This is a genomic window from Streptomyces sp. NPDC031426 (assembly GCF_055581585.1).
Genome location: NZ_JBVIJE010000007.1, coordinates 265,160 through 286,677, shown reverse-complemented (window position 1 = coordinate 286,677; position 21,518 = coordinate 265,160). Strand labels below are relative to the sequence as shown.

Sequence of the window (21,518 nt, the reverse complement as noted above, 5' to 3'; positions counted from 1 at the left end):
ACGTGATGCTGAAGGGCGCGCGGGAGCGCCGGGTGGCGACCGGCGGGGTCGAGCTGTGCGTGGCCGAGCTGGGCGATCCGGAGCAGCCCACGGTGGTGCTGGTACACGGCTATCCGGACAGCAAGGAGGTCTGGTCCGAAGTCGCCGTCCGCCTTGCCGACCGCTTCCATGTGGTCCTGTACGACGTCCGGGGCCACGGCCGTTCGACGGCGCCCAAGCCGCTGCGCGGCGGCTTCACACTGGCCAAGCTCACCGACGACTTCCTGGCCGTCGTGGACGCGGTGAGCCCGGACCGCCCGGTGCACCTGGTCGGGCACGACTGGGGTTCGGTGCAGTCCTGGGAGTTCGTCACGGTCGGCCGCACCGAGGGCCGTATCGCCTCCTTCACCTCGATCTCCGGCCCGTCCCTGGACCACTTCGGGCACTGGATCAACGCGCGCGTGCAGCGTCCGACGCCCCGCCGGCTGGGCCAGCTCCTCGGCCAGGGTGCCAAGTCCTGGTACGTGTATCTGCTGCACACTCCGGCCCTGCCGGAACTGGCCTGGCGCGGCCCGCTCGGCAAGCGCTGGCCGAAGATCCTCCAGCGGGTGGAGAAGGTCCCCTCCGGCGACTATCCGACCTCCTCGCTGCCCTCCGACGCGGCACACGGCGCCTGGCTGTACCGGGACAACGTCCGCGCCCGGCTGCTCAGGCCGCGCCCGGACGCGTACGCGCACGCGCCCGTGCAGCTCATCACGCCCCAGCAGGACGCGTTCCTCTCGGAGCGCCTGTACGACGACCTGGAGCGGTGGGTGCCCCGACTGACCCGCCGTACGCTCCCGGCCAAGCACTGGGTCCCGCGCAGCCGGCCCGATCAGCTCGCCTCCTGGATCGAGGAGTTCATCGTGTCCGTGGACGGCGGCCGCCCCGAACCGAAGGCCACCGGCCGCCATGCCGACCGGTTCGGCGGCCAGTTGGTCCTGATCACCGGGGCCGGCAGCGGCATCGGCCGGGCCACGGCGTTCGCGTTCGCGGAGGCCGGCGCGCGCGTGGTGGCCGTCGACCGCGACGCCGAGTCCGCCGCCCGCACCGCAGAGCTGTCCCGGCTGATCGGCGCGCCCGAGGCCTGGGCGGAGACGGCCGACGTCTCCGACGAGCAGGCGATGGAGAAGCTCGCGGAGAAGGTGCACCGCGAGTACGGCGTGCTGGACGTGCTGGTCAACAACGCGGGCATCGGACTGTCGGGCTCGTTCTTCGCCACCACCTCCGAGGACTGGCGCAAGGTCCTGGACGTCAATCTCTGGGGTGTGATCCACGGCTGCCGGCTCTTCGGCGCACGGATGGCCGAGCGTGGCCAGGGCGGCCATATCGTCAACATCGCCTCGGCGGCCGCGTTCCAGCCCTCGCGAGCCCTGCCCGCGTACAGCACCTCCAAGGCGGCGGTGCTGATGCTCTCCGAGTGCCTGCGCGCCGAACTCGCCGGGCAGGGCATCGGGGTGAGCGCGATCTGCCCCGGCATCGTCAACACGAACATCACCGCGACGGCCCGCTTCGCCGGAGTGGACGAGGCGGAGGAGCGCCGCCGCCAGAAGAACTCCGCCCGCCTGTACGGCCTGCGCAACTACCCGCCGGAGAAGGTCGCCGAGTCGATCCTGGACGCCGTTGCCCGCAACCGGGCGGTCGTCCCGGTGACCCCGGAGGCACGGGGCGTGCATCTGTTGTCGCGCGTCATGCCGGGGGCGCTGCGGCGACTCGCGCGCGTGGAACCGAAGTTGTAAGAGCCGCCGAGGGGTGCGGGACCGTCGCCGGTGCCGGTGCCGGTGCCGGTCCGGGTCCGGCCGGTCGCGCTCCCCGTGCCCTTCGGGGCTTTCCGCAGCCCCACCCCGGTCACCTGCCGGGGAACCCCAACGTGTCCGACATTCCACCCAGAAGGCCTATCGCATAGAGGGCTTGGCCCACCGGACCCGCACCACCGTGAGAACCATCCGCGCCTACCAGGACCGCGGCCTTCTCCCCCGCCCCGAACGCCGGGGCCGCGCGAATCTCTACTCCGAGGCGAACATCACCCGGCTCCACCAGATCGCCCACCTCCTCGACCGGGGCTACACCCTGGCATCGATCAAGGAGCTGCTGGACGCCTCGAACACCGGCCGTGGCCTGAGCGGGGTCCTCGGCCTGGTCACCGAGGTGGAGGGGCCGTGGACGGACGAGCGCCCCGACCGCATCACCCGCGCGGAACTGGACGCCCGCTTCGGCGGCACACCCGACGCCGCCTCCGTGACCGAGGCGGTCGAACTCGGCGTACTGGAGCGGATCGACGGGACCCGGACGCGTTCCTCGTGCCGAGCCCCAAGAGACTCTCCGTGGCGGTCGAGTTGCACGCGGCAGGTGTATTGCCCTCCGCGATCGCCGGTCACCTAAGGGAGTTGAGGGGGCAGGTCGAGCACATCGCCGCCCGTTTCCTGGAGTTCACCACCGAGCACGTCTTCGCCTGTTACCTGCAAGACCCCGGCCACCGTACGGACACGCACGCGGCGGAAGCCGCAGCGCTGGGGCGCCCGGCTGCGCCCGCTGGCACAGCGGACGGTGAACGCCGAACTTGTCCGTGCCATGCGCGCATTGGCCACTCGGCATCTGCGCACACATGTGGTTGCGGGGCCACCCGCGCAAGACCCCTCCGGGAGCCGTGCCGTCGCACTGCCCGCTGAGACGATAGGCGCTGTGGAAGGGCTTGTTGGACGTGAAGCTGTCTCCGAGTTCACCGCGCTGGCAGCCGAACGCGAGGTGGGGGCCCGCGTCTTGGATCGTCTCGCCTCAAGCCCTATGTGCCGGACGGAACTTCGCGAATCACCCCAATGGGCACGCGCCTTGTCCACAGGTCCGTCAACTCTCCTGTGGATAACGCTACTTGGTTGTGGACCAAACCTGCGAAGGAAAACAACCTGCGTGATCCATGTCTCTCCCGCACTCTGGACACATGGACGAAAGACGCACCGTGAAGGTGTCGAAGTACCTCTCCAAACACCTGCGCCACCAACCGGAGCGCATCGGGCTCACCCTGGATCCGGGCGGCTGGGTGGAGATCGACACCCTGATCGCCGCGGCCGCCGCCCACGGCTTCCGGTTCACGCGCGAGGAACTGGACCACGTGGTGGCCGCCAACGACAAACAGCGCTTCGCGATCGAGGGCAGCCGGATCCGCGCCAGCCAGGGCCACAGCATCGAGGTCGACCTCGGCCTGCCCCCGTCGACCCCGCCGCCGTATCTCTACCACGGGACCGTCGCCGGCAACCTGGACGCGATCCGGGCGGACGGGCTCAGGCCCATGAGCCGGCACGACGTCCACCTCTCCGCCGACCGCGAGACCGCCACCCGGGTCGGCGCCCGGCGCGGCCGCCCCGTCGTGCTCACCGTCGACGCCGGAGCCATGCACCGCGACGGCCACATCTTCCACGTCAGCGCCAACGGCGTCTGGCTGACGAAGGCCGTACCCCCGCGCTACCTGCGCTTTCCGGGCCCGCGCTGAACGTGCGACCCCGCGGTCGACGGCCCCCCGGCCTACACGGGCACCGTCCCGCCGTCATGATCCGTGGTATTGACCCAAGTCCGAGCCCATGCGCCAGTCCGTGGCTGAGCAGCCGCGTACGGTGACCGTTTGGTCCGTTGTCGGCGGGTCCCCGTACTCTCGGACGCATGAGTCTGCGTCTGAGCACCGTGATCCTGCCGTACCGCCGCTGGAGCGAGGGCGGCCGTTCGGCCTGGGTGCGGGCCGAGCAGCTCGGCTTCCACACCGCGTACACCTACGACCATCTGTCCTGGCGCAGCTTCCGTGACGGCCCGTGGTTCGGCGCGGTCCCGACGCTGACCGCCGCCGCTTCCGCCACCGAGCGGCTGCGCCTCGGCACGCTGGTGACCTCGCCGAACTTCCGGCACCCGGTGACCCTCGCGAAGGAGCTGATCTCCCTCGACGACATCTCCGGCGGCCGGATCACGCTCGGCATCGGTGCCGGCGGCACCGGCTTCGACGCGACGGCGCTGGGCCAGGAGCCGTGGAGCCCGCGCGAGCGCGCCGACCGGTTCGCCGAGTTCGTGCCGCTGCTGGACCGGCTCCTCACCGAGGACGTGGTGTCGCACGAGGGCCGCTTCTACTCGGCGCAAGAGGCCCGGAACATCCCGGGCTGTGTGCAGCGGCCCCGGCTGCCGTTCGCGGTGGCGGCCACCGGCCCGCGCGGCCTCAAGCTCGCCGCGCGGCACGGCCAGGCGTGGGTGACCACCGGCGACCCGAAGCTGTACGAGAACGGCACCCCGGATGAGTCCGTCGAGGCCCTGCGCGGCCAGCTCGCCAAGCTGTCCGAGGCCTGCGCGGACGCCGGGCGGGACGTGGCCGGCTTGGACAAGATCCTGCTCACGGGCTTCACCCCGGACCGCGCCCGGCCGCTTCGGTCCCTGGACGCCTTCGTGGACTTCGCCGGCCGGCACCGGGAACTCGGCTTCACCGAGATCGTGATCCACTGGCCCATCCCGGACTCCGACTTCGCCGCGGACCAGAAGGTCTTCGAGCAGATCGCCATGGAGGCCACCGCCCAGCTGGACTGACCGGTACAGCGGCGAGGGCCGGGCGTCATCTGTGTCTCATCTGTGCGGAGTTCCGCACGGCCGTGCGGGCATATGCGCGAGAATGACGGGGTGACCTCAGCGACGACCAGACAGCCCGGGACCCCGTCCGCCGCCGTACGGCCGCGGCTGATCGCCACCGACCTCGACGGCACCCTGCTGCGCGACGACAAGTCGGTCTCCCCGCGGACCGTGGCCGCGCTGGCCGCCGCCGAGGATGCGGGCGTCGAGGTCTTCTTCGTCACCGGCCGCCCGGCCCGCTGGATGGACGTCGTCAGCGACCACGTCCACGGTCACGGCCTGGCGATCTGCGGCAACGGCGCCGCCGTGGTCGACCTGCACGGCGGCCCCGGCACCCACCGCTTCGTGAAGGTGCGCGAACTGGCGCGCCACAACGCCCTGGACGCCGTACGGCTGCTGCGCGAGGCGGCGCCCGGCACGGTGTTCGCGGTGGAGCAGACGTACGGCTTCCACCAGGAGCCGGACTACCCCAAGCTGCACATGGAGACACCGGACAACCTCCTGCCCGCCGAGCGCCTCCTCGCCCCCGACGGCCCGGACGCCGACCAGCCCGTGCTCAAGATCCTGGCCTACCACCCGGATCTCGACCCGGACGCCTTCCTCACCCTCGCCCGGCTCGCGATCGGCGGCCGCGCCAACGTCACCCGCTCCAGCCCCAGCGCCCTGCTGGAACTGAGCGGCCCCGACGTCTCCAAGGCCAGCACGCTCGCCCTGTGCTGCGCCGAGCGCGGTATCTCGCACGAGGAGGTCGTCGCCTTCGGCGACATGCCCAACGACGTCGAGATGCTGACCTGGGCCGGCCAGTCGTACGCGATGGGCAACGCCCACCCGGACGTCGTCGCCGCCGCGTCGGGCCGAACGGTCGCCAACAACGAGGACGGCGTCGCCGTGGTGATCGAGCAACTGCTCGCCGACCGCTTCTGAAACGCCCCCTTCAACACGGCCAGTAGGGCGGATACGGCCACACGGGTCACCGCGCCCCGACCAGTGACTCCGTCTCCGCCTCCCGCCGCGCGAGCGCCCGCAGCGGCCCGTCCACCGCGAGAAGCTCCGCGTAGGTTCCCCGCTGCACCACCCGGCCCGCGTCGAGCACGATCACCTCGTCCACCGCCTCCAGCCCCGCCAGTCGGTGCGTGATCAACAGCGTCGTACGGCCCTCGGTGGCGGCCAGCAGATCCGCGGTCAGCGCGTCGGCCGTCGGCAGGTCCAGATGCTCGGCGGGCTCGTCGAGGACCAGGACGGGGAAGTCGGCCAGCAGGGCGCGCGCCAGCGCCAGCCGCTGCCGCTGACCGCCGGACAGCCGGGCCCCGTGCTCGCCGACCAGCGTGTCCAGACCGTCGGGCAGCCCGTCCACCCAGTCCAGCAGCCGGGCCCGGTCCAGCGCCCGGCGCAGATCGGCCTCGTCGGCGTCCTTCCTGGCCAGCAGCAGGTTCTCGCGCACCGAGCTGTCGAAGAGATGCGCGTCCTGCGCACACAGCCCGACGAGCCGCCGTACGTCGTCACCGGCCAACGCGTACGCGTCCACACCGGCGAGCGTGTACGAGCCGTCCATCGGGTCGAGCAAGCGCAGCAGCACCTGGGCGAGGGTCGTCTTCCCGGCACCGGACGCCCCGACCACCGCGATCCGCCGCCCCTCCTCCAGCGTGAGATCGAAGCCGGCCAGTGCCTCCCGCCGCTGCCCCTCGTACCGCGCGGCCAGTCCCTTGACCACCACCGGGAACGGCGAGGCAGGCGCCTGCCGGGGCCGCTCGGGTTCGCGCACGGGCTCGGGAGCGTCCAGTACCTCGTGGACACGCTCCGCGCTCTGCCGCACCCGCTGCCGGTGGCGCACGGCGAGCGGCAGTCCCAGTACGGCCTCGAAGGCGGCCAGGGGAGTGAGGACGACCACGGCCATCGCCACGCCGCCGAGCCGGCCCGCGGCCACCGCCTGGGCGCCGAGCAGGGCGGCTGCCGTGACGGTCAGGCCGGAGATCAGCGCGGTGAGCCCATCGCCGAGCGCCGTCACGGCGGCGGTACGGGAGGCGATCCGGGTGAGAGTGCCGTCGGCGCGCCGGGCCGCGTCCGTACGGGCGGGCAGCGCCCCGGCGACGGTCAGCTCGGCGGTGCCGGTGAGCACGTCGGTGACGCGGGTGGCGAGGGCGCCCCGGGCCGGGGCCAGCCGGCGCTCGGTCCGCCGGGCCACGGTCGCGGTGACGAGCGGGACACCGACGCCGGCCGCCACGAGACCCGCGGCGAGGGCGGCGCCGGCCTCGGGGAGCAGCCAGACCGTGAAGCCCACGGAGGCGGCGGAGGCGACGACGGCGACGGATGCGGGCAGCAACCAGCGCAGCCAGTAGTCCTGCAGCTCGTCGACGTCCGCGACCAGCCGGGTGAGCAGATCGCCGCGCCGGGCAGACCGCAGCCCCGCAGGCGCGAGCCGCTCCAGGCGCCGGTACACGGCGACCCGGGTGTCGGCCAGCATCCGCAGCACGGCGTCATGCGACACCAGCCGCTCGGCGTACCGGAACACGGCCCGCCCGATCCCGAAGGCCCGCGTGGCCGTCACCGCCACCATCAGATACAGCACCGGAGGCTGCTGCGACGCTCGCGAGATGAGCCATCCCGAGGTCGCCATCAGCCCGACGGCACTACCGAGCGCGAGGCTGCCGAGCACCGCCGCCCACATCAGCCGCCCCCGCCGCGGCCCGGCAAGCGCACGAACCCGCGCCAGCACACGCCCGGACCGGGCCGAGGCCACCTGCCCGCGCGGGACCGCCGCCGGCCCAATCCCCACCTGCCCCAGCCGATCCCGCTCCGGCTCACCGACCCCGAAGTCCTGCGAGCCACCATCCAGCTGGCCGAACCCGGGACCTTGCGGCCCCACTTCCAGCCCACCGAGGCGACCTGCCTGCAGGTCACCATCCAGCCCACCGAAGCGACCGGCCTGCAGGTCACCATCCAGCCCACCGAGCCCAGCCAGCGAGGGTCCACTCTCCACCCCACTGAGCCCGGAGACCGACGGACCACTCTCCAGGCCACCGGGCCCGGACACCGAAGGGCCACCTTCCAGCTCACCGAGTCGGGTGGCGAGTGGGCGAGGACGGGAGTCCAGGGGGCGGAGCCCCCTGGCTGGCCGGCCACAGCTCCGGGCACTCGACAGCCCCGCGCTCAACAGCCCCGCGCTCGACAACCCGCCGCTCTCCAGCCGCACCACCCGATCCGCAACCTCCAGCAAGGCCGGCCGGTGCACCACCACCAGCACCGTTCGGCCCACCGAAAGCTTCCGTACCGCCGCCACGACCTCCGCCTCCGTCCCCCCGTCCAGCGAGGCCGTCGGCTCGTCCAACAACAGCATGGGCCGGTCGGCGAGAAAGGCGCGGGCAAGAGCCAGCCGCTGCCGCTGCCCCGCCGACAGCCCGGCCCCGTCCTCCCCGAGTACGGTCTCTGCCCCGTCAGGCAACGCATCCACGAACTCCAGCGCACCGGCATCCCGCAGCGCCTGCCGTACGGCTCGGTCGTCCGCCTCGGGCCGCGCCAGCCGTACGTTCTCCGCGATGGTCCCGGCATACAGATGCGGCCGCTGCGGCACCCACGCGATCCGCGACCGCCACTCCTCCAGATCGAGGTCAGCAAGATCGACTCCCCCCACCCGCACTCGACCCTCGCTGGGCGAGACGAACCCGAGCAGTACGTTGAGCAGCGTCGACTTACCCACTCCGCTCGGCCCCACCAAAGCGACCGTCTCACCGGGCTCGACGCTGAACGACACCTCCGTCACGGCGTCCGCCGAACGACCGGGGTAGCGAACAGTGACCCCCTCGAAGGCCACGGCGCCAGACGCGACCGCACCCGTGCCGGACGCCGGAACCGGCGTCTGCAGCACGCTGAAGATCTCCTCCGCCGCAGCCAGCCCCTCTGCGGCCGCGTGGTACTGCGCGCCGACCTGCCGCAACGGAAGGTACGCCTCGGGCGCCAGCACGAGGATCACCAGGCCGATGTACAGATCCATGTCACCGTGCACGAGCCGCATGCCGATCGTCACCGCGACCAGGGCGACCGACAGCGTGGAGAGCAACTCCAGCGCGAAGGAGGAGAGGAAGGCGATTCGCAGGGTCCGCATAGTGGCCTGCCGGTACTCGCCAGTGATCCGGCGGATGGACTCGGCCTGCGCCTTGGCCCGGCCGAACACCTTCAGTGTGGGCAGTCCGGCGACCACGTCCAGGAAGTGCCCGGACAACCGCGACAGCAGCCGCCACTGACGGTCCATCCGGGACTGGGTGGCCCAGCCGATCAACATCATGAACAGCGGGATGAGAGGCAGGGTGCCGACGATGATCGCCGCCGACACCCAATCCTCGGTGACGATCCGCGCCAGCACCGCCACCGGTACGACCACCGCGAGCCCCAACTGCGGCAGATAGCGCGAGAAATAGTCATCGAGGGCGTCGACCCCGCGCGTGGCCAGCGTGACCAGCGAACCGGTGCGCTGCCCCGCCAGCCACCCGGGACCGAGCGCCGCCGCCCGGTCGAGGAGCCGCCCCCGCAGTTCGGACTTCACCGCCGCACTCGCCCGGTGGGCGGCGAGTTCGGTGAGCCACGCGACAACCGACCGGCCCACGGCCACGACGGCCAACAGCAGCAGGGGAGTGCGCAGCTCAGCGGCTGACTGCCCGTGCTGGAACGCACCGACGACGACCTCGGCGATGAGCATCGCCTGGCCGATGACCAGCCCTGCACCGACGGCTCCCAGACCGACGACCGCCACGAGGAAGAAGCGCGTGGCGCGGGCGTACCGCAGCAGACGTGGATCGATTGGTTTCACGTGAAACGTGCCCTTCGGCCCAGATGGTGTGTTTCACGTGAAACACACCCTCGACGGACTCAGTGCGCGGTGTCGGCCGCAGCCTCGGGAGCGATGTGCTGCGTGCCGATCCGCTTGCGGAAGACCCAGTAGGTCCAGCCCTGATAGAGCACCACCAGAGGCGTGGCGACGGCCGCCAGCCACGTCATGATCTTCAGGGTGTAGGGGCTCGACGAGGCGTTGGTGACCGTGAGGCTCCAGTCCCCGTTGAGCGTGGACGGCATGACGTTCGGGAAGAGCGAAAGGAAGAGCATGGCCACGGCGGCCACGATGGTGACGCCGGACAGCGTGAACGCCCATCCCTCACGCCCGAACTGGTTGGCCACCAGTGCGGACACCAGGGCGGCGACCGCCACAACAAGCGCCACCAGGCTCTTGCTGTCACCGCTGTGGGCCTGCGTCCACAGCAGGAAGGCGAGCGCCACGACGGCCGTGACGAGACCGACCCACAGCGCCAGCTTCCGTGCCCGCACCCGGATGTCTCCCACGGTCTTGAGCGCGGTGAAGACCGCCCCGTGGAAGGTGAACAGCGTGAGCGTGACCAGTCCGCCGAGCAAGGCGTAGGGGTTGAGCAGGTCCCCGACGCTGCCGACGTACTCGAAGTGCTGGTCGATCTTCACTCCCCGCACGATGTTCCCGAAGGCCACGCCCCACAGGAACGCCGGGATCAGCGAGGTCCAGAAGATCGCCGTCTCCCAGTTGCGCTGCCAGTTCTCCTCGGGCCGCTTGGCCCGGTACTCGAAGGCGACACCCCGGACGATCAGGCAGACCAGGATGACCAGCAGCGGCAGATAGAAGCCGGAGAAGAGGGTGGCGTACCACTCCGGGAACGCGGCGAAGGTCGCGCCGCCGGCCGTGAGCAGCCACACCTCGTTGCCGTCCCAGACGGGCCCGATGGTGTTGATCAGCACCCGCCGCTCCGGCCGGTTGCGAGCCAGCAGCTTGGTGAGGATGCCGACCCCGAAGTCGAAGCCCTCCAGGAAGAAGTAGCCGGTCCACAGGACGGCGATCAGGACGAACCAGACGTCGTGAAGTTCCATGACTGTTCCCTCGGCCTAGTACGAGAAGGCCATCGGCTTGTCGGCGTCACGGGTGTCGCCGCCGATCTTCGTGGGCGGGTTGAGGTCGGCCTCGGTCAGCTCGGGCGGGCCGGCCTTGACGTACTTCGCGAGCAGCTTGACCTCGACCACCGCGAGGATCGCGTACAGCGAGGTGAAGACGATCATCGAGGTGAGGACCTCGGCCTGGGAGACACCGGGGGAGACCGCGTGCCGGGTCTGCAGGACGCCGTAGACGACCCACGGCTGGCGGCCCATCTCGGTGAAGATCCAGCCCCAGGAGTTGGCGATCAGCGGGAAGGCCAGGGTCCAGGTCGCGATGCGCCAGTACCAGGGCGTGAGCTTGGGGCTGAGCGCCTTGTTCTTGAAGAGCACCAGATGCGGCACCTCGTCCTCGCCGACCCGCAGATGCTGCGGCAGCATGAACTTCTTGCGCGTCAGCCACAGTCCGGCCAGGCCGATGGCGAAGGAGGCCATGCCGAAGCCGATCATCCAGCGGAAGCCCCAGAAGGCGACCGGGATATTGGGCCTGTAGTCGCCCGGGCCGAACTTCTGCTGCTCAGCCTTATTGATGTCGTTGATGCCGGGGACGTACGAGGTGAAGGAGTCGTCGGCGAGGAAGGACAGCAGCCCCGGGATCTCGATGGCCACCGTGTTGTGGCCCTTCTCCACATCGCCGTAGGCGAAGATCGAGAAGGGTGCCGGCTTCTGGCCGTCCCAGAGGGCCTCGGCCGCCGCCATCTTCATCGGCTGCTGCTTGAACATGACCTTGCCGAGAGTGTCACCACTGACCGCGGTGAGCAGACCGGCGATCACCACGGTGACCAGGCCGAGCCGGAGCGAGGTCTTCATCTCACGGATGTGCTTCCTGCGTGCCAGGTGGTAGGCGGCTATGCCCACCATGAAGGCGCCACCGGTCAGGAAGGCCGCGGACAGGGTGTGGAAGGCCTGGCTGAGGGCGGTGTTCTGGGTGAGCACGGCCCAGAAGTCGGTCAGTTCGGCCCGGCCCTTCGCCTTGTCGATCTTGTAGCCGACCGGGTGCTGCATCCAGGAGTTGGCCGCGAGGATGAAGTACGCCGACAGGATTGTGCCGATCGAAACCATCCAGATGCAGGCCAGATGGATCTTCTTGGGCAGCTTGTCCCAGCCGAAGATCCACAGGCCGATGAAGGTGGACTCGAAGAAGAATGCGATCAGCGCCTCGAAGGCGAGCGGCGCACCGAAGATGTCACCGACGAAGCGCGAGTAGTCGGACCAGTTCATGCCGAACTGGAACTCCTGCACGATGCCCGTGACGACACCCATGGCGATGTTGATCAGGAAGAGCTTGCCCCAGAACTTCGTCGCCCTGAGGTACTTCTCCTTCTCCGTGCGCACCCAGGCCGTCTGCAGCCCGGCCGTGAGGGCGGCCAGGGAGATGGTCAGCGGGACGAACAGGAAGTGGTAGACGGTGGTGATGCCGAACTGCCAGCGCGCCAGAGTCTCCGGCGCCAAAGCCAGGTCCACGTCGTCACTCTCCTTACCGGCGTGGTACAGCGGCGGTTTGCCCTGTTTATCGCACACATACAGGACAATCGCGCCGCGCTTGTGAACGCGTTCACATTCACAAGCCATTATGACTCACTGATTTTCGGCAACCAAGGGGGGGTCCCCCTTCGCCTCCACGTCAAGGCCTTGGCGATGACTTCAACATCTTGTTGAATTGCGCGCCATGCAGATACGTATCTCCTGGCCCGCGGGCAACATCACCGCGACCCTCGACGCAGACACCCCAACCGCCCAGGCCCTCGCCAAGGCACTGCCGCTCACCTCCAGCGCCTGCACATGGGGCGAGGAGGTCTATTTCGATACAGGTGTCTCTGTTTCACGTGAAACGGACGCACGGCAGGTCGTGGAGCCGGGCACGGTGGCCTTCTGGACGGACGGCGACGCGCTCGCCCTCCCCTACGGCCCGACACCGATCTCGCGAGGCGCCGAGTGCCGCCTCGCGAGCCCGTGCAACGTCCTGGGAAGTCTGGATGGGGACGCCCGCGTTCTGGCGACCGTACGAGCCGGCGACCCCATCCGTGTGGAACTGATCGACGAGTAGAGCCCGGGCCGGACTACAACTCCTTACGGAACGCCTCCGCCACCTTCAGGAAGATGTCGTTCGCCTCGGTCTCGCCGACCGTCACCCGCACACCCTCGCCCGGGAACGGCCGGACCACCACACCGTGCTGCTCACAAGCCTGAGCGAACGCGACCGTACGCTCCCCCAGCCGCAGCCAGACGAAGTTCGCCTGCGTCTCCGGCACCGTCCAGCCCTGGGCGCGCAGCGCGTCGACCACGCGCGTGCGCTCGCACACCAGCGAGCCGACCCGGCCGAGCAACTCGTCCTCGGCCCGCAGCGAGGCGATCGCCGCCTCCTGTGCGAGCTGGCTGACGCCGAAGGGCACCGCCGTCTTGCGCAGCGCCGCCGCGACCGGCTCATGGGCGATCGCGAAACCGACGCGCAGCCCGGCGAGCCCGTACGCCTTGGAGAACGTACGCAGAACACAGACGTTGGGCCGGTTCCGGTACAGCTCGACGCCGTCGGGCACCTCGGGGTCGCGGATGAACTCGCGGTAGGCCTCGTCCAGCACCACCAGGACATCGCCGGGCACCCGGTCGAGGAACCGCTCCAGCTCGGCCCGCCGCACCACCGTGCCGGTCGGGTTGTTGGGATTGCAGACGAAGATCAGACGCGTCCGGTCAGTGATCGCGTCCGCCATCGCGTCCAGGTCGTGCACATCGCCGGGCGTGAGCGGCACCTGCACCGACCGGGCGCCGCTGATCTGCGTGATGATCGGGTACGCCTCGAAGGACCGCCAGGCGTAGATCACCTCGTCGCCGGGACCGCTGGTGGCCTGGATGAGCTGCTGGGCGACACCCACCGAGCCGGTGCCGGTGGCCAGGTGGGAGAGCGGGACGCCGAAGCGCTCCGACAGCTCGGCCATCAGCCCGGTGCACGCCATGTCCGGGTAGCGGTTGAAGTCGCAGGCGGCCGCCGTCACGCTCTCCATCACGCCGGGCAGCGGCGGGTACGGGTTCTCGTTGGAGGACAGCTTGTAGGCGACCGGCCCGCCGACCGCGGCAGGCTTGCCCGGCTTGTAGGTGGGGATACCCTCCAGCTCGGCGCGCAGCTTGGGGCTCGTCTCGCTCACCGCAGTCCTCCTCGCGACCACCGGCGGACCGTCGACGCCGCCGGCTTCCAATACTCCTCACCTTATGAGGATTCGGCCTCGGTGCGTACAGCTTGCGGCCCTGCAAAACGTGAACCGCATCCGTCCCGGCGCCATCCCGGGTCATCACCGTACGAAGGCGTACGTTTCAGGGGGCGCGCCGTACATATATCTATGCGCCGGTGGCTTGCGCCGTGGCGCGCATCACCCGTGCAGGTGAGTTGAGACCTCTTCGAGACATCGGGCACTTGGCAGGTCCATACGCGTCGCCACGTCACGTCTTGCTGCAGGATCGTTCAACTGGCTTTGTTTCTAATGGCGTTGACCCAGTACGACCATGCAGAAACGTGCCTGTCAACTCGTGCATATGCGTCCGCACTACCCCACCGCATGAGCCCTACTATCGGCTCGCCATGACAGCAGCAGGGAAGCACCAGGTGAGCCGCGCGGAAACCTCACGTCGAGGCAGCCGGCCGGGCCGGGCGGGCATCAGAGACGTGGCCGCCGCCGCCGGAGTCTCCATCACGACCGTCTCTGACGCCCTCAACGGCAAGGGTCGGCTCCCGGATGCCACCCGGCGCCATGTCCGCGAGGTCGCCGACCGGCTGGGATACCGTCCCTCCGCCGCCGCCCGCACCCTCCGTACCGGCAAGTCGGGCCTGATCGGCCTGACCGTGACGACGTACGGGGATGAACCTTTCACCTTCACGGAGTTCGCGTACTTCGCCGAGATGGCACGGGCCGCCACCTCGGCCGCGCTCGCCCGCGGCTACGCCCTCGTGATCCTGCCCGCGACGTCCCGCCACGACGTGTGGTCCAACGTCGCGCTCGATGGCACCGTTGTCATCGACCCCTCCGACCAGGACCCGGTGGTGACCGAACTCGTCCGGCAGGGCCTGCCCGTCGTCTCCGACGGCCGTCCGGCCGGCTCGCTGCCGGTCACCGCCTGGGTCGACAACGACCACGAGGCCGCCGTACTCGGCATCCTCGACCACCTCGCCGCCGCCGGCGCCCGCCGCATCGGCCTGCTCACGGGCACGACGACCGACACGTACACCCACCTGTCCACCACCGCCTACCTGCGCTGGTGCGAGCGGGTCGACCAGGACCCGGTCTACGAGGCCTACCCGGCGCATGACCCGTGCGCGGGCGCCGTCGCCGCTGACCGGCTGCTCGCCCGCCCCGACCGGCCCGACGCGGTCTACGGCCTGTTCGACCCCAACGGCACCGACCTGCTGGCCGCCGCCCGGCGCTACGGGCTCCGCGTCCCCGAGGACCTGCTGCTCGTGTGCTGCAGCGAGTCCATGGTGTACGCCAGCACCGAGCCGCCCATCACCACGCTCTCCCTGAAGCCCCGCCGCATCGGCACGGCGGTGGTCCAGCTCCTCATCGACGCCATCGAGGGCGTGGAGTCGGACCAGCCGGTCGAGCAGGTGATACCGACCGAGCTGATCGTGCGCACCTCCTCGCAGCGGCGCCCGCCGCGTACGACGGTCAGCCCGCCGCGGACGCCGGACGAGAAATAGCGCCGGAAAGCGGGGCGCTCACCCCGAACGCGCGCCCGCCGAGCGAGGGGGGCTCGGCGGGCCGGTGACCGGCGGGCCGGGTGTTCGGCCGGTGCGGAGCCGGCCGAACACCTGCCCAAACGGGGCGAAAGCCGCGGTGAACTGGAGTCTTGTTCCGATTCACCACCCCTGGGTCATCACACGGCGCGATGCGCATTCCTATGATGGGCCCACGACACCGCGGACCGCTGCGACCAGGCAGTCCGAAGGGGTGCAGATGCGGCGCGATGGTGGAGGGGTCTGATGACTCAGGGGGCCGGTCAGGGACCCGAAGTGGAGCGGACGGCAACGCTGCGCGACTTCCGGGTACCTGCGTACGTCCACGAGACCGGACCGTACGTCAGCACCGCCCACCCGGGCGACACCGCACCGCCCGCCGACCAGGCGTTCCCCGACGACTACACACCCACCCAGCGCGACCTCCCGGTCATCAACCGCACGGAGACGGTCCAGGTCCCCGTCGAGACGGCACCCGCGGCCCCGGCCCCGCAGCCCGCGGCCGGGCCCGGACCGCTGTTCGTCGTCGGGGACGTCCACGGGTACCTCGACGAACTGATGGCCGCACTGCAGGAGCAGGGGCTGATCGACGCCTCGGGCCAGTGGTGCGCCGGCACCACCCGGCTGTGGTTCCTCGGCGACTTCACCGACCGCGGACCCGACGGCATCGGCGTCATCGATCTCGTGATGCGGCTGTCCGCCGAGGCCGCGGCGGCCGGCGGTTACTGCAAGGCCCTCATGGGCAACCACGAGCTGCTGCTGCTCGGCGCCAAGCGGTTCGGCGACACCCCGGTCAACTCCGGCGCGGGCACCGCCACCTTCCAGGCGGCCTGGCTGCTCAACGGCGGCCAGAAGACCGACATGGACCGCCTCCAGGACCACCATCTGCAGTGGATGGCCCGCCTGGACGCCGTCGAGGAGGTCGACGGCTATCTGCTCGTGCACTCGGACACCACCGCCTACCTCGACTACGGCGACTCCATCGAGGCGGTCAACGACACCGTCCGCGAGACCCTCACCCGCAACGACGCGGACGAGTGCTGGGATCTGTTCCGCAAGTTCACCAAGCGCTTCTCCTTCCGCGACGAGGGCGGCGCCGACGCCGTGCGCTCCCTCCTCGATACGTACGGCGGCACCCGCATCGTTCACGGGCACAGCCCGATCCCCTACCTCCTCGGCGAGGTCGGCTCCGAGGACGGCGAGGACAGCACCGGCCCGGTCGTGGAGGGCCCGCACGTCTACGCCGACGGGCTCGCCATCGCGATGGACGGCGGGGTGACCATGGCCGGAAAGCTACTGGTCCGGCAACTCCCCCTGCCAACCTGACCGTTCGGCGGGCTGACTTCCCCGGCGGAGTACTCGCAGGCCGGAGGGCAATTTCCGGCAACCCCCTGTCACCGTGTGCCGTCACGGCTCTACCATCGGCTTATCCGTAGCAGGCTCCCCTCCGTTTCTGCCCGACGGCTCGCCGGCGTGCGAGCCCCAAGCCCTACGGAGCATCGGGGGATGCACATGAACAGCGTTCCGCAGCACCTGCAGAGCGAGGACCGCCAGGAATTCGAGCGGCTCCTCGATGAGGCGCTGCGCTCCGCACCACAGCGACCGGAACTGGCCGCTGTCGGACAGCGGCTCAATCCCGAACAACTGCGCACCATGGCGCTCGACGCCACCGCACTGATAACGGCCGCCGCCGCGGCCGAATACCAGCACTTTGTGAAGATCCGCCAGGAACTGCGCCAGCCGGCGATGACCCCCTCGGCCTCCGGTGACTCCGCTCCCGCGGACCCGAGTTCGGCCACCACCGAGATCGTGACCACCTTGGGCGAGGCGGCCGAGAGCACCGGCGCGGGCGCCGTCGCGGTCATCGCCGTACTGGCTCCCGTCCTCTCCGGAACCGCCGCGGTGATCTTCCTGCTCTTCGGCTACATCCTGAGGACACTGAGCCCCGGACAGGCCTTCGCCCAGACCATGCTCACCGCCGGCTGGGTGTTCGGCGCGGTCACCGCGGCCACGGTCCTCGTCGCCGCCGTCGGCCTGCTCCTCACCGCCCTGCGCAACGGCAACTCGCCGCAGGCCCAGGCACTGGACGCGGCGCACCGGGAACTGGACAGCGCCAGAGAGGCCTGGCGGGACGCCCTGCTGGAGCGCGGCATCCTGCCGTTCCTCACGGAGGCGCTCGCCGAGCCCCGACCGGCCGCCCCCGTGCACCGCACGACCCCGCCCGCCCCCCGCGGCCGTATGCCCCGCCTGGGGTACGACCGCCCCGGTTTCAGCAGCCCCGACGACGGCACGCAGTCGGGCCGGCCGAGCTTCACCAGCCCGGACTACACGAGCCCCGACTTCGGCGGCCCGGAGCACCAGCCCGAGTAACCCCACCGGCAGCCCGGCCACGGCTCGCGCCCCGAGCGACGTGGGCCCGACCGGGCGGCCCACCGGTGCGCCACCGCCGACCTCTGGAGGGCCGTGGCTCCGGTGGACGCAACACTCACCGGACGCCAAGCGGAGTCCGCGCCTCACGTGGTGCCTCACGGCGGCTCGGAAACGCGGACCGCTTGCTCCTCACCCTCAGTCCGCGATCGGCAGATACACCCGGTTCCCCGCCTCGGCGAACTCCTTCGACTTCTGGAGCATCCCCGCGGCGATCTCCTCCTGTGACGCACCCTCGGCCGCCGCACCACCGAACCGCTCTGTGATGGTTTGACTGATCTTCATGCTGCAGAACTTCGGCCCGCACATGGAGCAGAAGTGGGCGGTCTTGGCGGGCTCGGCCGGCAGGGTCTCGTCGTGGAACTCCCGTGCCGTGTCCGGGTCCAGGGCGAGGTTGAACTGGTCCTCCCACCGGAACTCGAAGCGGGCGTCGGACAGTGCGTCGTCCCACTCCTGGGCGCCCGGGTGCCCCTTGGCCAGGTCGGCCGCATGCGCGGCGATCTTGTAGGTGATGACGCCGGTCTTGACGTCGTCACGGTTGGGCAGGCCCAGGTGCTCCTTGGGCGTGACGTAGCAGAGCATCGCGGTGCCCCACCAGGCGATCATCGCGGCGCCGATGCCGGAGGTGATGTGGTCGTACGCCGGCGCGATGTCCGTGGTCAGCGGGCCGAGCGTATAGAACGGAGCTTCATCGCAGATCTCCTGCTGAAGGTCGATGTTCTCCTTGATCTTGTGCATCGGGACGTGCCCCGGGCCCTCGATCATCGTCTGTACGTTGAAACGCCTGGCGATCCGGTTGAGTTCCCCGAGCGTCCTCAACTCCGCGAACTGTGCCTCGTCGTTGGCGTCCGCGATCGACCCCGGCCGGAGGCCGTCGCCCAGCGAGTACGTGACGTCGTAGGCGGCGAGGATCTCGCAGAGTTCCTCGAAGTTCTCGTACAGGAACGACTCGTTGTGGTGCGCCAGGCACCACGCGGCCATGATCGATCCGCCGCGCGAGACGATTCCCGTCTTGCGGTTGGCGGTGAGCGGCACGTACGGCAGCCGGACGCCCGCGTGGACGGTCATGTAGTCCACGCCCTGCTCGGCCTGCTCGATGACCGTGTCCTTGTAGATCTCCCAGGTCAGTTCCTCGGCCTTGCCGTCGACCTTCTCCAGGGCCTGGTAGAGCGGCACCGTGCCGATGGGGACCGGGGAGTTGCGCAGCACCCACTCGCGCGTGGTGTGGATGTTGCGGCCGGTGGACAGGTCCATGACCGTGTCGGCGCCCCAGCGGGTCGCCCAGGTCATCTTCTCCACCTCCTCCTCGATGGAGGAGGTCACCGCCGAGTTGCCGATGTTGGCGTTGACCTTCACCAGGAACCGCTTGCCGATGATCATCGGCTCGATCTCCGGGTGGTTGACGTTGGCCGGCAGCACCGCCCGACCCGCCGCGATCTCCTCGCGGACCACCTCCGGGGAAACGTTCTCCCGGATGGCCACGTACTCCATCTCCGGGGTGATCTCACCCCGGCGGGCGTAGGCGAGCTGGGTCACGGCCTCGCCGCCGCGGCCCCGGCGCGGCTGGCGCGGCCGTCCGGGAAAGACCGCATCCAGGTTGCGCAGCCCCCCGCGCGGCGAGGTGTGCTTGATCCCGTCGTCCTCGGGACGGACGGGACGGCCCGCGTACTCCTCGGTGTCACCTCGGGCGATGATCCAGTTCTCCCGCAACGGCGGCAGGCCCCTGCGGACATCGGTGTCGACGAGCGGATCGGTGTACGGGCCCGATGTGTCGTACAGCGTGACCGACTGCCCGTTGGTGAGGTGCACCTGACGGACCGGCACGCGCAGGTCGGGGCGCGAACCCTCGATGTACGCCTTGTGCCATCCGGTGGACTTCCCGGCCTCCTGGGACTTCTCGTCCTGGACGGAGGCAGGCGTGCGTGCGTCCTTGTTGGTCATGAGACCTACTCCCTACGCCGGCATTACCCGGTAACAGGTTCGGCGGTCGACGCAGCGGTTTCCGTCTGGCGGCATTCCGTGCGGAACATCACTTGTTCCACGTGAAACATCGCGTGTACGGAGGTCAGCGCCCTCTCAGCCCGGTGCTCCGAGCTCCCGCGTGTGCAAAGGTGCCTCCACGCTAGCGTCATATGTGGCGCGGTGAACAGTGGGCCCCTGTCGTTGTTGCGATGATCGGGCGGTGACCAGGATGCAGCAGTACCCATATCGGCCGCCCGAGCCGCACCGCTCACCGGGCTCAGGGCAGGGTGACGACCACGCCCCCGAGCAAGAGGGCAGCCGGGACGACGGCCGTGGTCATGGCCACCGGCAGGCACACGGTCACGGCCACAGGCAGAGCCATGGGCACGACCGTGAGCACGACCACGGGCAGGACCATGGCCATGGGCACGGTCACAGCCACAGCCATGGGCCCGCCGCTCCGGTCTCCAAGCACCTGCGCAAGGTCATCGCCGCAATCCTGGTCCCCTTCACCGTGGCGGTCGTCGTCGGCCTGGTGGTGCTCTGGCCCGGGGGAGCCCCGCCCCATAAACGCAGCGGCGTCGGCTTCGACCGGGAGACCCAGCAGGCCACGGTCACCAAGGTCGTCGAGGTGAGCTGCAAGTCGGTGAACGCCGCCGGTGGCGCCCTCACCGGTGACGCCTCCACCGCCTCGGGTACCTCGGCGGATCAGGGGGCGAAGGGAAGCTGCAAGAAGGCGACCGTCCGTGTCGACACCGGTAAGGACCGGGGCCGTACGTTCATCGAGATCGTGCAGCCGGACCAGAGCCGGCAGCTGCACCAGGGCGAGCAGGTGGTGGCCGCCTACGAGCCCTCGGCGCCGAAGAACCTGCAGTACTCGGTGACCGATGTGAACCGGAAGTTCCCGATGACGCTGCTCGCGGGGATCTTCGCGCTCGCCGTCGTGGTGGTCGGCAGGCTGCGTGGCGTGATGGCACTCGTCGCACTGGCCGTGAGCTTCCTGGTGCTGACCCAGTTCATCCTGCCCGCGATCCTCCAGGGTTCGAACCCGCTGCTCGTGGCGGTCGTCGGGGCGAGCACCATCATGCTGCTCGCCCTGTACATGTGCCACGGCCTGTCGGCCCGCACCTCGGTGGCGGTGCTCGGCACCCTTGCCTCGCTGCTGCTGATCGGCTTCCTCGGCTCGCAGTTCATCGGCTGGGCCGAACTCACCGGCAACACGGACGACAGCACCGGCCTGATCCACGGTCTGTATCCGTCGATCGACATGAGCGGTCTGCTGCTGGCCGGTGTCATCATCGGCTCGCTCGGCGTCCTGGACGACGTGACCGTGACGCAGACGTCGGCCGTCTGGGAGCTACACGAGGCCAACCCGACGATGGGCTGGCGCGGGCTATACCGGGCCGGCATCCGGATCGGCCGCGACCACATCGCCTCCGTGGTCAACACCCTCGTCCTCGCCTACGCCGGTGCCGCGCTCCCGTTGCTGCTTCTGTTCTCGATCGCGCAGAGCAGCGTCGGGACCGTGGCCAACAGCGAGTTGGTGGCCGAGGAGATCGTGCGCACGTTGGTGGGCTCGATCGGTCTGGTCGCCTCGGTCCCGGTCACCACCGCGCTCGCCGCCCTCGTGGTCTCGGCCGACCGCCCCGGCCCGAACATCCCGGCACAGGCAGGGACACAGCCCCTCCCGGCACGCGGCGGCAGGGGACGCCGCCGGAAGCGGTAGGTCCGCCGGGCCGTCATGCGGGACCGGCGCGCTGGGGCGCGCGGGACCGCCCTCTCACCCCCACGCAGAAGCGTTCCTGCACGCCTCCGTGCGGCGCTGCGGAGCATCCGGCGCCCCGTGCCGTAACGC

The 21,518-nt window shown here is 70.1% G+C and carries 14 protein-coding genes and 1 pseudogene; 10 read left to right on the top strand and 5 right to left on the bottom strand.

Features of this window, described 5'->3' with window-relative positions; genetic code table 11:
- Positions 1–5 precede the first annotated feature (5 nt).
- The 5 genes and pseudogenes from ACZ5NH_RS16795 to ACZ5NH_RS16775 all read left to right on the top strand — a co-directional run bounded on the left by ACZ5NH_RS16795 (position 6) and on the right by ACZ5NH_RS16775 (position 5,538).
- Positions 6–1,757 carry an SDR family oxidoreductase gene (locus ACZ5NH_RS16795; protein WP_468776194.1) on the top strand — a complete coding sequence of 584 codons (1,752 nt, stop codon included), beginning with the start codon at positions 6–8 and terminating at the stop codon, positions 1,755–1,757.
- A 163-nt stretch (positions 1,758–1,920) separates the two neighbouring features.
- Positions 1,921–2,805, top strand: a pseudogene (locus ACZ5NH_RS16790) (MerR family transcriptional regulator); the annotation flags it as partial.
- A gap of 151 nt (positions 2,806–2,956) precedes the next feature.
- Positions 2,957–3,505: an RNA 2'-phosphotransferase gene (locus tag ACZ5NH_RS16785; protein WP_450986002.1), complete on the top strand. Its 549-nt coding sequence runs from the start codon at positions 2,957–2,959 to the stop codon at positions 3,503–3,505.
- A 167-nt stretch (positions 3,506–3,672) separates the two neighbouring features.
- The gene (locus ACZ5NH_RS16780; protein WP_468775892.1) at positions 3,673–4,575 is read left to right on the top strand and encodes an LLM class flavin-dependent oxidoreductase; all 903 of its coding nucleotides are present in this window, start codon (positions 3,673–3,675) and stop codon (positions 4,573–4,575) included.
- A 72-nt stretch (positions 4,576–4,647) separates the two neighbouring features.
- Positions 4,648–5,538: an HAD-IIB family hydrolase gene (locus tag ACZ5NH_RS16775; RefSeq protein WP_468775890.1), complete on the top strand. Its 891-nt coding sequence runs from the start codon at positions 4,648–4,650 to the stop codon at positions 5,536–5,538.
- Positions 5,539–5,584: 46 nt separating this feature from the next.
- Here ACZ5NH_RS16775 and cydD read toward each other — a convergent pair whose 3' ends face one another.
- The 3 genes from cydD to ACZ5NH_RS16760 are packed head-to-tail and all read right to left on the bottom strand — an operon-like array spanning position 5,585 to position 12,018.
- Entirely contained in the window at positions 5,585–9,415 is a 3,831-nt protein-coding gene (gene cydD, locus ACZ5NH_RS16770; protein WP_468775888.1) for a thiol reductant ABC exporter subunit CydD, read from the bottom strand.
- Positions 9,416–9,474: 59 nt separating this feature from the next.
- On the bottom strand, positions 9,475–10,494 hold the full coding sequence (gene cydB, locus ACZ5NH_RS16765; protein WP_468775886.1) for a cytochrome d ubiquinol oxidase subunit II: 1,020 nt from the start codon (positions 10,492–10,494) through the stop codon (positions 9,475–9,477).
- A 15-nt stretch (positions 10,495–10,509) separates the two neighbouring features.
- Positions 10,510–12,018, bottom strand: a complete 1,509-nt coding sequence (locus tag ACZ5NH_RS16760; RefSeq protein WP_468775884.1) for a cytochrome ubiquinol oxidase subunit I — start codon at positions 12,016–12,018, stop codon at positions 10,510–10,512.
- A 205-nt stretch (positions 12,019–12,223) separates the two neighbouring features.
- Between ACZ5NH_RS16760 and ACZ5NH_RS16755 the strand changes: the two genes are divergently transcribed.
- The gene (locus ACZ5NH_RS16755) at positions 12,224–12,601 is read left to right on the top strand and encodes a cyclophilin-like fold protein (protein ID WP_388622662.1); all 378 of its coding nucleotides are present in this window, start codon (positions 12,224–12,226) and stop codon (positions 12,599–12,601) included.
- A 13-nt stretch (positions 12,602–12,614) separates the two neighbouring features.
- Here the strand turns inward: ACZ5NH_RS16755 and hisC are convergent, their stop codons facing one another.
- Positions 12,615–13,694 carry a histidinol-phosphate transaminase gene (gene hisC / locus ACZ5NH_RS16750; RefSeq protein WP_468775882.1) on the bottom strand — a complete coding sequence of 360 codons (1,080 nt, stop codon included), beginning with the start codon at positions 13,692–13,694 and terminating at the stop codon, positions 12,615–12,617.
- Between the two features lie 431 nt (positions 13,695–14,125).
- On the opposite strand from hisC, the gene ACZ5NH_RS16745 reads away from it, so the two are divergent.
- The 3 genes from ACZ5NH_RS16745 (at position 14,126) to ACZ5NH_RS16735 (ending at position 17,644) form a co-directional block, all read left to right on the top strand.
- Positions 14,126–15,238, top strand: coding sequence for a LacI family DNA-binding transcriptional regulator (locus ACZ5NH_RS16745; protein ID WP_388622667.1), 1,113 nt, complete (start codon positions 14,126–14,128; stop codon positions 15,236–15,238).
- A 282-nt stretch (positions 15,239–15,520) separates the two neighbouring features.
- On the top strand, positions 15,521–16,600 hold the full coding sequence (locus tag ACZ5NH_RS16740; RefSeq protein ID WP_468775879.1) for a metallophosphoesterase: 1,080 nt from the start codon (positions 15,521–15,523) through the stop codon (positions 16,598–16,600).
- A 180-nt stretch (positions 16,601–16,780) separates the two neighbouring features.
- Positions 16,781–17,644: a hypothetical protein gene (locus tag ACZ5NH_RS16735; RefSeq protein ID WP_468775877.1), complete on the top strand. Its 864-nt coding sequence runs from the start codon at positions 16,781–16,783 to the stop codon at positions 17,642–17,644.
- Between the two features lie 195 nt (positions 17,645–17,839).
- Here the strand turns inward: ACZ5NH_RS16735 and thiC are convergent, their stop codons facing one another.
- Positions 17,840–19,642, bottom strand: a complete 1,803-nt coding sequence (gene thiC / locus ACZ5NH_RS16730; RefSeq protein ID WP_468775875.1) for a phosphomethylpyrimidine synthase ThiC — start codon at positions 19,640–19,642, stop codon at positions 17,840–17,842.
- 241 nt (positions 19,643–19,883) lie between these two features.
- Here thiC and ACZ5NH_RS16725 point away from each other — a divergent pair, with 241 nt between their 5' ends.
- Entirely contained in the window at positions 19,884–21,389 is a 1,506-nt protein-coding gene (locus tag ACZ5NH_RS16725) for a YibE/F family protein (RefSeq protein WP_468775873.1), read from the top strand.
- The last annotated feature ends 129 nt before the right edge of the window (positions 21,390–21,518 follow it).

Excerpts from the sequence above, each read along its gene's own strand:
- ACZ5NH_RS16795 (WP_468776194.1), top strand. The coding sequence starts at position 6 with ATGCTGAAGGGCGCGCGGGAGCGCCGGGTGGCGACCGGCGGGGTCGAG.
- ACZ5NH_RS16785 (WP_450986002.1), top strand. The coding sequence starts at position 2,957 with ATGGACGAAAGACGCACCGTGAAGGTGTCGAAGTACCTCTCCAAACAC.
- ACZ5NH_RS16780 (WP_468775892.1), top strand. The coding sequence starts at position 3,673 with ATGAGTCTGCGTCTGAGCACCGTGATCCTGCCGTACCGCCGCTGGAGC.
- ACZ5NH_RS16775 (WP_468775890.1), top strand. The coding sequence starts at position 4,648 with ATGCGCGAGAATGACGGGGTGACCTCAGCGACGACCAGACAGCCCGGG.
- cydB (WP_468775886.1), bottom strand. The coding sequence starts at position 10,494 with ATGGAACTTCACGACGTCTGGTTCGTCCTGATCGCCGTCCTGTGGACC.
- ACZ5NH_RS16755 (WP_388622662.1), top strand. The coding sequence starts at position 12,224 with ATGCAGATACGTATCTCCTGGCCCGCGGGCAACATCACCGCGACCCTC.
- ACZ5NH_RS16745 (WP_388622667.1), top strand. The coding sequence starts at position 14,126 with ATGACAGCAGCAGGGAAGCACCAGGTGAGCCGCGCGGAAACCTCACGT.
- ACZ5NH_RS16740 (WP_468775879.1), top strand. The coding sequence starts at position 15,521 with ATGACTCAGGGGGCCGGTCAGGGACCCGAAGTGGAGCGGACGGCAACG.
- ACZ5NH_RS16735 (WP_468775877.1), top strand. The coding sequence starts at position 16,781 with ATGCACATGAACAGCGTTCCGCAGCACCTGCAGAGCGAGGACCGCCAG.
- thiC (WP_468775875.1), bottom strand. The coding sequence starts at position 19,642 with ATGACCAACAAGGACGCACGCACGCCTGCCTCCGTCCAGGACGAGAAG.